The sequence below is a fragment of the Herbiconiux sp. 11R-BC genome (assembly GCF_049472555.1).
In the GTDB taxonomy this organism is placed as follows: domain Bacteria; phylum Actinomycetota; class Actinomycetes; order Actinomycetales; family Microbacteriaceae; genus Herbiconiux.
The window spans coordinates 227407-238686 of sequence record NZ_JBCEBO010000007.1; the positions used below are offsets into that span (position 1 = coordinate 227407).

11 protein-coding genes and 1 tRNA gene are annotated in these 11280 nt (G+C 70.9%); 3 read left to right on the plus strand and 9 right to left on the minus strand.

The window, feature by feature from the left end:
• Positions 1 to 2: 2 nt before the first annotated feature.
• From VD659_RS16450 to VD659_RS16460, 3 genes are all read right to left on the minus strand, one after another.
• Positions 3 to 980 (minus strand): ribose-phosphate diphosphokinase, encoded by a 978-nt coding sequence (locus VD659_RS16450; protein WP_137838847.1) that lies wholly within the window; start codon positions 978 to 980, stop codon positions 3 to 5.
• Positions 981 to 2438 carry a bifunctional UDP-N-acetylglucosamine diphosphorylase/glucosamine-1-phosphate N-acetyltransferase GlmU gene (glmU, locus tag VD659_RS16455; RefSeq protein ID WP_423262115.1) on the minus strand — a complete coding sequence of 486 codons (1458 nt, stop codon included), beginning with the start codon at positions 2436 to 2438 and terminating at the stop codon, positions 981 to 983.
• Between the two features lie 137 nt (positions 2439 to 2575).
• A tRNA-Gln gene (locus tag VD659_RS16460) sits at positions 2576 to 2647 on the minus strand.
• An 82-nt stretch (positions 2648 to 2729) separates the two neighbouring features.
• Between VD659_RS16460 and VD659_RS16465 the strand changes: the two genes are divergently transcribed.
• The gene (locus VD659_RS16465) at positions 2730 to 3230 is read left to right on the plus strand and encodes a MarR family winged helix-turn-helix transcriptional regulator (protein WP_423262116.1); all 501 of its coding nucleotides are present in this window, start codon (positions 2730 to 2732) and stop codon (positions 3228 to 3230) included.
• Positions 3231 to 3331: 101 nt separating this feature from the next.
• Here VD659_RS16465 and VD659_RS16470 read toward each other — a convergent pair whose 3' ends face one another.
• Complete coding sequence (locus VD659_RS16470; protein WP_423262117.1) at positions 3332 to 5155, minus strand: ABC-F family ATP-binding cassette domain-containing protein; 1824 nt, start codon at positions 5153 to 5155, stop codon at positions 3332 to 3334.
• Positions 5156 to 5392: 237 nt separating this feature from the next.
• Between VD659_RS16470 and VD659_RS16475 the strand changes: the two genes are divergently transcribed.
• Entirely contained in the window at positions 5393 to 6280 is an 888-nt protein-coding gene (locus VD659_RS16475) for a spermidine synthase (protein WP_423262118.1), read from the plus strand.
• Between the two features lie 134 nt (positions 6281 to 6414).
• Here VD659_RS16475 and VD659_RS16480 read toward each other — a convergent pair whose 3' ends face one another.
• The 4 genes from VD659_RS16480 to VD659_RS16495 all read right to left on the minus strand — a co-directional run bounded on the left by VD659_RS16480 (position 6415) and on the right by VD659_RS16495 (position 9458).
• Positions 6415 to 6903: a DUF1905 domain-containing protein gene (locus VD659_RS16480; RefSeq protein WP_423262119.1), complete on the minus strand. Its 489-nt coding sequence runs from the start codon at positions 6901 to 6903 to the stop codon at positions 6415 to 6417.
• A gap of 78 nt (positions 6904 to 6981) precedes the next feature.
• On the minus strand, positions 6982 to 7617 hold the full coding sequence (locus VD659_RS16485; protein ID WP_423262120.1) for a Pr6Pr family membrane protein: 636 nt from the start codon (positions 7615 to 7617) through the stop codon (positions 6982 to 6984).
• 53 nt (positions 7618 to 7670) lie between these two features.
• Complete coding sequence (locus VD659_RS16490; protein WP_423262121.1) at positions 7671 to 8909, minus strand: RNA polymerase sigma factor; 1239 nt, start codon at positions 8907 to 8909, stop codon at positions 7671 to 7673.
• Positions 8910 to 9032: 123 nt separating this feature from the next.
• Positions 9033 to 9458: a YciI family protein gene (locus tag VD659_RS16495; protein WP_423262122.1), complete on the minus strand. Its 426-nt coding sequence runs from the start codon at positions 9456 to 9458 to the stop codon at positions 9033 to 9035.
• 134 nt (positions 9459 to 9592) lie between these two features.
• Here VD659_RS16495 and VD659_RS16500 point away from each other — a divergent pair, with 134 nt between their 5' ends.
• Positions 9593 to 10129 carry an adenine phosphoribosyltransferase gene (locus VD659_RS16500; RefSeq protein WP_423262123.1) on the plus strand — a complete coding sequence of 179 codons (537 nt, stop codon included), beginning with the start codon at positions 9593 to 9595 and terminating at the stop codon, positions 10127 to 10129.
• A 42-nt stretch (positions 10130 to 10171) separates the two neighbouring features.
• Here VD659_RS16500 and VD659_RS16505 read toward each other — a convergent pair whose 3' ends face one another.
• Entirely contained in the window at positions 10172 to 11107 is a 936-nt protein-coding gene (locus VD659_RS16505; RefSeq protein WP_423262124.1) for a 4-(cytidine 5'-diphospho)-2-C-methyl-D-erythritol kinase, read from the minus strand.
• Positions 11108 to 11280 lie beyond the last annotated feature (173 nt).

Consider the following 11280-nt stretch of genomic DNA (forward strand, 5'->3'; position numbering starts at 1 on the left):
GCTCACGCGTCTCCGTCGAACATGGTGGTGACCGACCCGTCGGAGAACACCTCGTTGATGGCCCGCGCGATGAGCGGGGCGATCGGGAGGATGGTGAGGCGGTCCCAGTGCTTCTCCACGGGCAGCGGGAGCGTGTCGGTCACGACGACCTGGTCGATGAACTCGGACTGCAGGATCTCCACGGCCGGGTCGGAGAACACGGCGTGCGTCGCCGCCACCACGACCCCGATGGCGCCACTGGCCTTGAGCGCCTCGGCGGCCGCCACGATGGTGCGGCCGGTGTCGATGAGGTCGTCGACGAGCAGGCACACACGGCCCGACACGTCGCCCACGATCTCGTGCACCGACACCTGGTTGGGCACGCGCGGATCGCGCCGCTTGTGGATGATGGCGAGCGGAGCGCCGAGCTTGTCGCTCCAGACATCTGCGACCCGCACGCGGCCCATGTCGGGGCTGACGACCGTGAGGGTGGCGGGGTCGAGCGACTTGCGCATGTGCTCGAGCAGCACGGGCATGGCGAAGAGGTGGTCGACGGGGCCGTCGAAGAAGCCCTGGATCTGCGCCGCGTGCAGATCGACCGACATGATGCGGTGGGCGCCGGCGGCGAGGAAGAGGTCGGCCACCAGGCGGGCCGAGATGGGCTCGCGGCCGCGGCCCTTCTTGTCCTGCCGGGCGTAGGGGTAGAACGGGGCCACGACCGTGATGCGCTTCGCGGAGGCGCGCTTCAGCGCATCCACCATGATCAGCTGCTCCATCAGCCACTCGTTGATGGGGGCCGTGTGCGACTGGATGACGAAGGCGTCGCATCCGCGCACGCTCTCGCCGTAGCGGATGTAGAGCTCGCCGTTCGCGAAGGTGCGCGCCTCGGTGTCGACGAGGTCGGTGTCGAGTTCGGCGGCGATGTCGCGCGCCAGCTGAGGATGGGCCCGACCGGAGACGAGCACCAGGCTCTTCTCTCCACTCGCCTTGATTCCGGACACCTATTCTCCGCTCTCTCCGGCCTCGGGGGCCGTTTCTGCTCGAGCCGTCTGCGCCGCCGTCGCCGCATCCGTTCCGGGCCGATTCTGCTCGACCCACCCGGCCATGTTCCGCTGCGGTGCCACGTTGATGGCGAGCGAACCGGCCGGAACGTCTTTGCGAACGACCGTGCCCGCACCCGTGTAAGCACCGTCACCAATCCTAACCGGGGCGACGAAGACGTTGTGCGATCCGGTGCGCACGTGCGACCCCACTTGGGTGCGGTGCTTGTTCACGCCGTCGTAGTTCGCGGTGATGGTTCCGGCGCCCACGTTCGAGCCCGTGCCCACCTCGGTGTCGCCGATGTAGGAGAGGTGCGGCACCTTGCTGCCGGGCCCGATGTGCGAGTTCTTCGTCTCGACGAAGGTGCCGATCTTGCCGTCGGCGTCGAGCACCGTGTTCGGGCGCAGATAGGAGAAGGGGCCCACGGATGCGCCCGCGCCGATCACGCTGAGCGTCGCGTCGGTGCGCTTCACCATGGCGTTCTCGCCGATCTCGCAGTCGACGAGGGTGGTGTCGGGGCCGACCGTCGCACCCCGCGCGATGCTCGTGGCGCCCTTGATCTGGGTGCCGGGGAGCAGGGTGACGTCTTCGGCGAGGCTCGCCTTGAGGTCGATCCAGGTGGTGGCGGGGTCCTGGATGGTGACGCCGGCCAGCTGCCAGCCGCGCACGATGAGCGCGTTGAGCTTGGCCGCGGCCTCGGAGAGCTGGGCCCGGTCGTTCACGCCGGCGATCAGCCAGGGCTCCGAGACGGTGACGGCCGCCACGTCGGAGCCGGCTCGGCGCAGCAGGCCGATCACGTCGGTGAGGTACTTCTCGCCCTGGGCGTTCGCGGTCGTGACGCGCGCGAGCTGGTCGCGGAGCTCGGCCAGGCCGAACACGTAGACGCCGGCGTTGATCTCGCTGATGGCGCGCTCGGAGTCGGTGGCGTCCTTGTGCTCGACGATGCGGTCGAGCATCCCGTCGCCGGTGCGCACGATGCGGCCGTAGCCGGTGGCGTCGGCCAGCTCGGCGCTGAGCAGGGTGGCGGAGGCGCCGCTCGCGCGGTGCTGCGCGACGAGCGCCGTGAGGGTGTCGGCGTCGAGCAGCGGAACGTCGCCGGAGACGACCAGCACCTCGCCGTCGAAGTCGGCGGGCAGGGCGGCCACGGCCTGCTCGACGGCGCGGCCGGTTCCGGGCACCTCGTCCTGATCGACGATGAGCGAACTCGGGAAGTGGTCGTGGATGACCTCCTGAACCTGGTCGCGCTCGTGCCGCACCACGCTCACCGTGTAGGCGGCGTCGAGCTGCCCCGCGGTCGCGAGCACGTGCCCGATCAGCGGCACCCCGGCGATCTCGTGCAGGAGCTTCGGAGTCGTGGACTTCATGCGAGTGCCCTGCCCTGCGGCCAGGACAACGATCGCGAGCCTCGAATCGGACATCAGGCACCTCATCTTTCATCAAGGTCGTGCGCTAGCTTGCCGGTCTTCGAGGTTTTCGCTCTCGCCGCCTTTGAGCTCCGCTCAACCGAAGGCGAGAGCGAAAACCTCGAAGACCGGCAAGCGACCCACATCGACCGCTCCGCCTCCAGGGTTCGAACCTAGACCTAACAGCTCCAAAGGCTGTCGTGCTGCCATTACACCAAGGCGGACCACCGGGACGGGCCCGATGCAGTAGTCCAGTCTGCCAGACCCGCAAAGGCGCCACGGCTGAGTGATGACGATAATGGGGTGATGAGCTCCAAGGATGCCCGCGATTCGGTCGACGAGATCGTCGACGCGTGGATGCGCGAGCATCCGGGGCTCGATTTCTCGCCTTTGAAGATCCTGTCGCGCGTGACCCGGCTGGCGAAGCAGCTCGAGAAGACGCGCCGCGCATCCTTCGCCACCGCCGGCCTGGAGCCGTGGGAGTTCGACGTGCTCGCGGCCCTGCGCCGCGCGGGCACCCCCCACGAGCTCAGCCCGAAGGCGCTGCTCGAGCAGACCTACGTGTCGAGCGGCACCATGACCAACCGCATCGACGGCATGGTTCGCCGCGGCCTCGTGGAGCGCCGCACCCACCCCAACGACGGTCGCGGCGTGCTCGTGTCGATGACCGCCGACGGGCGCGACCGCGTCGACGCCGCCATCTCGCACCTCGTCGCCGCCGAGACCGAGCTGCTCGCGGGCCTCTCGAAGGCCGACCAGGAGCGCCTCGCCGCCCTCCTCCGCCGCCTCAGTCTCGACCTGGCCTGACCTGTCGCACCCCCGAGCACGTCACCTTCGGCTCAATGCGGCGGGATCTTCGAGCCTGAAGCGACGAGGCCGAAGGTGCGGCGGGGTCGTCTGGGCGGGGCTCAGTCGAGGAGTTCGGAGAGCTCGAGCCAGCGGGTCTCGAGCGTGGCGATCTGCTCCTCGAGGGCCCGCACCTCGGCCGTGAGGGCGCCGAGGCCGACGTAGTCGGACTGGTCGAACTCGGCGATCCGCCGGTGCTGGGTGTCGATCTCGCCGGTCAGTCGGTTGATGCGGCGCTCGAGCGAGGAGCGCTCCTTCTCGGCGGCGCGCAGCTCGGCACCGGCGAGCGCGGGGCGGGATGCTTCTGCCGCGGCTGCGGTCGCCGCCGACGAGGCCGTGCCGCCCGGTCCACGGTCGCGCGCCCGCGCATCCGCGGAGCCCTCGCCGGCCTTGCGGAGTACGAGGTACTGCTCGAGACCGCCGGGCAGGTGCCGCAACCGGTGGTCGAGCACGGCGTACTGCTGGTCGGTGACGCGCTCGATCAGGTAGCGGTCGTGCGAGACCACGAGCAAGGTGCCGGGGAAGGAGTCGAGCAGGTCTTCGAGCGCCGCGAGCATGTCGGTGTCGAGGTCGTTGGTGGGCTCGTCGAGGATGAGCACGTTCGGCTCGTCGAGCAGGATGAGCAGCAGCTGCAGCCGGCGCTTCTGGCCTCCGCTCAGGTCTTTGACGGGCGTCTGCAACTGCGCACTCGTGAAGCCGAGGCGCTCGAGCAGCTGCCCGGGCGTGAGCTCCTTGCCGCCGGCCACGTAGGAGGTGCGGTAGCGCCCGATCACCTCGCTCACGCGGTCGTTCAGCACATCGCCGAGCTCGGAGAGCTGCTGGGTGAGCGTGGCGATCTTCACCGTCTTGCCGCGCTTAACCGTTCCCGTGGTCGCCTGCACGGCGCCCGTCACGAGACCGAGCAGCGTCGACTTGCCGGCGCCGTTCACGCCCAGGATGCCGGTGCGCTCGCCCGGGGCGATGCGCCACTCCACGCCCTCGAGCACGAGCTTGTCGCCGAACGACACCGAGACGTCGAGGATGTCGACCACGTCTTTGCCGAGGCGGGCGGTGGCCATCTGGGTGAGCGAGACGGTGTCGCGGATGGGCGGCTCGTCGGCGATCAGGGCCTCGGCCGCGTCGATGCGGAACTTGGGCTTCGCGGTGCGGGCCGGGGCCCCGCGGCGCAGCCACGCGAGCTCCTTCTTCATGAGGTTCTGGCGCTTGGCCTCCATGGTCGTCGCCATGCGATCGCGCTCGACGCGCTGCAGGATGTAGGCCGCGTAGCCACCCTCGAACGGCTCGATCAGGCGGTCGTGCACTTCCCAGGTCTGGTTCGAGACCTCGTCGAGGAACCATCGGTCGTGCGTCACGACCGCGAGGCCGCCCTGGCCGTTCGGCCAGCGGCGTTTGAGGTGCTCGGCGAGCCAGGCGATGCCCTCGACGTCGAGGTGGTTGGTGGGCTCGTCGAGGAAGATGACGTCCCAGTCGCCCACGAGCAGCGCGGCGAGCGCGACCCGGCGGCGCTGGCCGCCCGAGAGTGTCTCGATGACGGCGTGCCAGTCGATGTCGCCGAGGAGGCCGGCGATGACGTCGCGCACCCGGGCGTCTCCGGCCCAGACGTGCTCGTCGAGCTCGCCCACGACGGCCTGTGCCACCGTGAGGGCCGGGTCGACGGTGTCGGCCTGGTCGAGCATGCCGAGCGTGACGCCACGGCGGCGCGTGACACGACCGGCATCCGGTTCGAGTCGCCCGGAGAGCAGGGAGAGCAGGGTCGATTTGCCGTCGCCGTTGCGCCCCACGATGCCGACGCGGTCGCCCTCGTTGAGGCCGACGGTGACCGAATCGAAGATGACTCTGGTGGGATATTCGAGATGGAGCGCCTCAGCGCCCAGAAGATGAGCCACCCGTCGAGGCTACCCGGTCGGGCTGGGGGCGCCGCCCAGGTAGCCGCGGGTCGCGTCGCCGGGAGGCCGCCGCGTCGCCCGAGGGGCGTGCGCTCAGGACCCGCCGGGCGTGCACCCTGTGGGCCGGTGTCGCGCCGAGAGCGCTGCCCGGGGCGCCGACGGATGCTCGCCCGCGCACCCCGCGCATCCGCCCGCCGGGCAGCCGGCCTGCTCGCGCCCCGCACCTAGACTGTGCGCATGTCCTCGCGCCACCCCGTCGTCGTGCTCCCCTTCGCCGGTCACCACGTCGAGCTCGAGCTCATCGACCGGCGTTCCCGCAGCTACGAGATCGATGTCGACGGAATCCCGCAGTCGGTCGTGAGCCTGCGTGAGCCGCGCATGCTCGAGTGGCCTTACGTGCGGCACATCGCCCGCGCGATCGACGGATGCGCGCCCTCCGGCCAACCGCTGCGCCTGGTGCATCTCGGCGCCGGCGGACTCACCCTCCCGCGCTACGCCGCCGTCACGCGCCCGGGCTCGCCGCAGCTCGTGGTCGAGCTCTCGGAGGAGTTCGCGCAGGCCGTGGTGGCGGCCCTGCCGCTGCCCGAAGGAACCTCGCTTCGCTTCGCGTTCGGCGACGCCCGCGCGGTGGCCGAGCAGGCTCCGGATGCGGTGGGCTGGCACCCGGCCGACGTCACCGTGGTGGACCTCTGGGAAGCCGCCGTGATCTCGGCACGGGTCGCCAGCCTCGAGTTCTATTCGCTCGTGGCCGCGCGCTCGGCGCCCTCCGGCCTCGTGGCGGTGAACCTCCTCGACGGCGCCGACCACCGCTACGCCCGCGCGCAGGCCGCCACCCTCGGCGCGGTGTTCGAGCACGTGGCCGTGGTGCTCGAGGCGATGCCCGACCCGACCACACCGCCCGGGAACGTGGTCGTCTTCGCGAGCGCATCCCCGCTGGGCTTCATGGAGTCGGGCGACTGGCTCTCGAGCGAGCGCTCGATCGGGCGCGACCCCCGCGTTCTCCGAGGTGCGGAGCTCGAGGACTGGATCGACGGCGCCGCCGTGGTGACCGACGCGACCGCGATCGACTCCCCCGCCCTCGACGACCCGCGCTTCGCCGACGCCGTGTTCCGCGACGACGACTGAGCGGAGACTACTCATCCCGCCTCGGGCTCCGCGGTGCTTACCCTCTGAGGGTCAGCACACGCCACCGAGAAAGGAGGGCGATCATGGGCACGCTTCCCCCACGTCCGCGGCCGTGACCCCGGCGCACCCGGCGTCTACTTGAGGCGTCTTCCCTCAGCCAGCATGGTGGTCATCTTCTCGATGCGCGAGGCGCGGGTCTCGGGGCGCTTGGCCCCCTCGATCCAGCGCTCGTACTCGCGTTGGTGGCTGTAGGCGAGAGAGTCGAAGGCAGCCGCCTGTCCGCTGGTCTCGAGGGCCGCGCGAGCATCCGGTGCCAGTTCGATGGTGCGGGGAGCGGTGTCGAGCTGCACCGTCACGCTCACCGTGTCGCCGGCCTGCTTGCCGATCTTCTCGCGGATCTCCTTCAAGACCGGAAAGAGATGCGCGTCGCCGCCCATGTTGGCGAGCGAGCCGCGGTAGGGCTCGCCGTCGACGCTCGCCGTGATGGGCACACGACCCTTCACTCCGAAGAGATCGAAGACCGCGAAGGGGAACTCCACCCACGCCGAGCTGTTCGCCACCTCGGTGTTGCGGAGGATGACGGCGTCGAACTCGACGGGTCCGGGGTCGCGGTACTGCACCATGGGTGAGAGCGTAGCGCCGGCCTGCGTCGGTGTCACCGTCGCTGCGCTCGCGGTCAGCGCATCGGCGCGGCCCGGGTGTCAGCGCCGGGGTCGCAGGATGCGGGTGCGGCTGAGCCCGATCACCGCGCAGGCCATCATCCCGATGAACCCGGCGATGGCGACGACGTACACCGCGACCGCCCCGTACCCGCCCGGCTGCGCCGGGTTGAGGAACGGGTAGGGGTACCAGCCCACGATCGGCCCGCGGATCATGGTGTACACCGACCACACCAGCGGGAACGCGATGATCGCCCAGATCGACGGCCAGCGGAGCGGCGACTTGCCGGGCGTGAGAACCCAGACGATCACGATGTAGATGGGCGCGATGAGGTGCAGCACCTCGTTCGACCACGCGAGCGTGCGCCCCTGCTCGAGGGTGATGCCGCGCAGCAGGAGGTTGTAGACGACACCGGTGGTGGCCATGTAGGTGACGATGGCCCCGAGCGAGAGGTTGAACCACGAGGGGTCGCGCCTCACGGTGAAGCAGTAGTACGCCCCGACGAGCAGCGCCGCGGCCGCGAGCGCATTCGAGAGGATGGTGAAGTAGCTGAAGAAGTTCACGATGAACATGCCCACGTCGGGCACGGTCGGAAGGCTGTAGATCAGCTGCCCGACGATCGCCGCGATGATGATTCCGGCCGCCACGATGCGGATGACCCCGAAGACGATGCGCATGCCCACACTCTAGAGGGCGGGCGCCCGGTGGTGACGGCAGCCGCCGGGGCGCGTCAGAGCGCGTCGGCCTTGGCGGCGAGCACCGCGCGCTCGCGGTCGTTTCCGGCCAGGGCGACGGCACGCGCGAACTCGCCCCGTGCCTCCTCCGTGCGGCCGAGACGCGCCAGCAGCTCACCGCGCACGCTCGGCAGCAGGTGGGAGCCGCGCAGCGCATCCTGAGTCACCAGCTGGTCGACGATCAGCAGAGCGGATGCCGGCCCGACGGCCATCGAGACGGCCACGGCCCGGTTGAGCTCCACCACCGGATTCGGCGCGAGGCGGCCGAGCGCCTCGTAGAGCAGCACGATCTGGGCCCAGTCGGTGGCGTCGACGTTCGGCGCCACGGCGTGGCACTCCGCGATGGCGGCCTGGAGCGCGTAGCTCCCTCGACCGCGGCCAAGAGCCCGGGCGGTGGCGTCGGCCGCGCCGAGGGCGGCGCGCCCTCGGCCGATCTGCGCGCGATCCCAGCGGGAGCGGTTCTGGTCGGCGAGCAGGATCGGCGTGCCGTCGTCGCGCACCCGGGCGGCGAAGCGCGAAGCCTGCAACTCCATCAGCGCCAGGAGGCCGTGCACCTCGGGTTCGCGCGGCAGCAGACCGGCGAGCACGCGCCCGAGACGGAGCGCTTCGTTCGCGAGTTCGGTGCGCATCCACCGGTCGCCCGTGGTGGCCGCGTAGCCCTCGGTGAACACCAGGTAGACCACGCCGAGCACCGGAGCGAGGCGCGCCTTCCATTCGGCGGGCTCGGGCACCTCGAACGGCACGTGCGCGGCGGCCAACGTCTTCTTGGCGCGCACGATGCGCTGCTGCACCGTGGCCACCGGCACGAGGAACAGGCGGGCGATCTCCTCAGTGGTGAGGCCGCCGACCACCTTGAGGGTGAGCGCGACCTGCCCTTCACGGGAGAGCGCGGGGTGACAGGCCGTGAACACGAGGCGCAGCATGTCGTCGTCGATGGGCTCCCAGACGTCGTCGGCGTGCTCGGCGAGGTCGTGGGCGATGGCCCGGTAGCGCTCGTCGAGGCGGTCGCGGCGGCGCCAGGCGTCGATGGCCTTGCGCTTGGCCACCGCGGTGAGCCACGCGCCCGGATTCTGCGGAACGCCCGACTCGGGCCACTGCAGGAGGGCGTCGGCGACGGCCTCCTGGGCGAGGTCCTCGGCGAGGCCGAGGTCGCGGGTCATCGCGGCCACGGTGGCGACGACGCGCGCGCCCTCGATGCGCCAGACCGCGGCGACGGTGGCCGCGACCTCCGTCATGAACGCACCCCGCGCATCCGCCCGCTCACCCGCGCCGGCCGCCCGGCCCCGCGCATCCGCTCTCTCACTGCCGCCGCCCGCCCAGCCCCGCGCATCCGCTCGCTCCGGCTCTCGGCCGCCGGCTCAGGCCTGGCCGAGATCTTCGCGCCAGCCCTCTTCCTTCTTGAGGTACTCGTTGTCCTCGAAGCCCTCGAAATCGCTCATGTCGGTGACGCGGCGCACCTCCAGCTTCGAGCCCACACCGAGCGGAGCGCGGCTCGCCCACTCGGCGGCCTCCTCCTTCGAGGAGACCTCGATGATCCAGAAGCCGCTGAACAGCTCGTGGGTCTCCCCGTAGGGGCCGTCGGTGACGATGGGCGCTTCGCCGCCGAACTCCACCACGAAGTTCTGCGACATGTCGTCGGCCAGGCCGTCGCCGGCGAGCATGACGCCGGCCTTGATCATGGCCTCGTTGTAGGCGCCCATCTGGTTGATGACCTCGGCGAAGTCGATCTGCTCGTAGGCCTTCTTGGCCTCGTCGGTCGCGCGCATGATCAGCATGAATTTCATCGGATTCTCCTTCTCGGCGAGGGCGCCGTGTGCGTCCTCTAACTATGACGTCGAACGGGCGAGGCCGCGATCGACAAGCACCGCGAAGTTCTTCGGAGAAATCTGCGGAGGCCGCCCGCGCTTAACATTGCAGGGTGCCGAACCCTGAGATCGCCGCGGTCATCCGCGCCGGAATGACCGAGACGCCCGACTTCCCTCAGCCCGGAATCCTGTTCCGCGACCTCTCCGGGCTCTTCGCCTCGGCGTCGTCGCTGCGCGCGGTCGCCGAAGCCCTGATCGACGACTTCGGGCCGATCGACGCCGTGGTGGGCGTCGAGGCGCGCGGCTTCGTTCTGGGGGCGGCGGCCGCCGTCGCCGGCGGGGTCGGGATGCTCGCGGTGCGCAAGGCCGGCAAGCTCCCGGGCGAGGTGCTCGGCGAGAGCTACGAGCTCGAGTACGGCACCGCGACGCTCGAGGTGCATCCCGACACGCTGCCGCGCGGGGCCCGCGTGGTGATCGTCGACGACGTGCTCGCCACCGGCGGCACCCTCGCCGCGACCCTGCGGCTGATGGACGGCGCCGGCTGGGAGGTCGCGGGGATCGCCGTCGTGATCGAGCTCGAGGCGCTCGGCGGCCGTGCCGTGCTCGCCGACGCCACCTCGGCCCCGGTGCGCGCCCTCCTCGAGCTGTAGGCGGCCCGCGCGCATCCGGTCCGGGCGGCAGCGGCAGCGGCGCTAGTCGCCGACGATGCGGGCGCCGGCCACCGGCCCCGTGACGCGCACCACGTGGTAGCGGGCCGCGCTGAGGGCGATCTGCAGGTCGAGGGCGCTGTCGATGTCGGCGGCGAGGAACGCCACGGTGGGGCCGGAACCCGACACGATGCCGGCGAGCGCACCGTTCGCCTCCCCCACCTCGAGCACGGTCGCGAGGCCCGGGTTCAGGTGCAGCGACGGCGCCTGCAGGTCGTTGTGCAGTGACTCGGCGAGCATGTGCGGATCGCCCGCGCGAAGAGCCTGCAGCACGTCGGCGTCGACCACCGGCTGGCCCTGGGCGGGGAAGATGTCCTGCGCGTGCCGCTCGCGGTGCCGATCGAGCTCGCGGTAGACCTCGGGGGTCGAGAGTCCACGGTCGGGCAGCACCAGGATCCACTGGAACTGCCCCTTGGCGAGCGCCGGACTCAGCTGGTCGCCCCGTCCGGTGCCGATGGCCGTGCCACCCGCGAGCGCGAAGGGCACGTCGGCGCCCAGCTCGGAGGCGAGGGAGAGCAACTCGTCGCGGCCGACATCCGTTCCCCAGAGCGCGTCGCAGGCGAGCAGGGTGGCCGCGGCATCCGCCGAGCCGCCGCCCATGCCGCCCGCGATGGGCACGTTCTTCTCGATTCTGAGGTGCACGCCTTCGCGGTAGCCGGCGCGGCGGGCGAGCAGCCGGGCCGCGCGGATGGCCAGGTTCGAACCGTCGGTCTCGAGCCCGGAGGTGTCGATGTGCCCACCGAACTCGACCGAGAAATCACTCGCGGGAGTCGCGTAGACGTCTTCGTAGAGCGAGACGGCCTGGTAGGCGGTGGCCACGTCGTGGTAGCCGTCGTCCATCACCGCGCCCACTTTGAGGAACACGTTGATCTTGCCGGGAGCCCGCACATGCACGGTCTTCGCGAGGCCCCGGTTGCTCATGCAACCAACCTATCCCACGTGGCCGACTCCCCCTTTCAGGGGGCTCCCGGGCGACCGGTCCGGCGGCGGGCGGGATGCGCATCCGGCCCGCCGCCGAGCGGCTCAGCGCCCCGAGAGCACGCGCACGAAGTCGGCCAGGAACGCCTCGCGGTCGACGTCGAGCACCACCACCG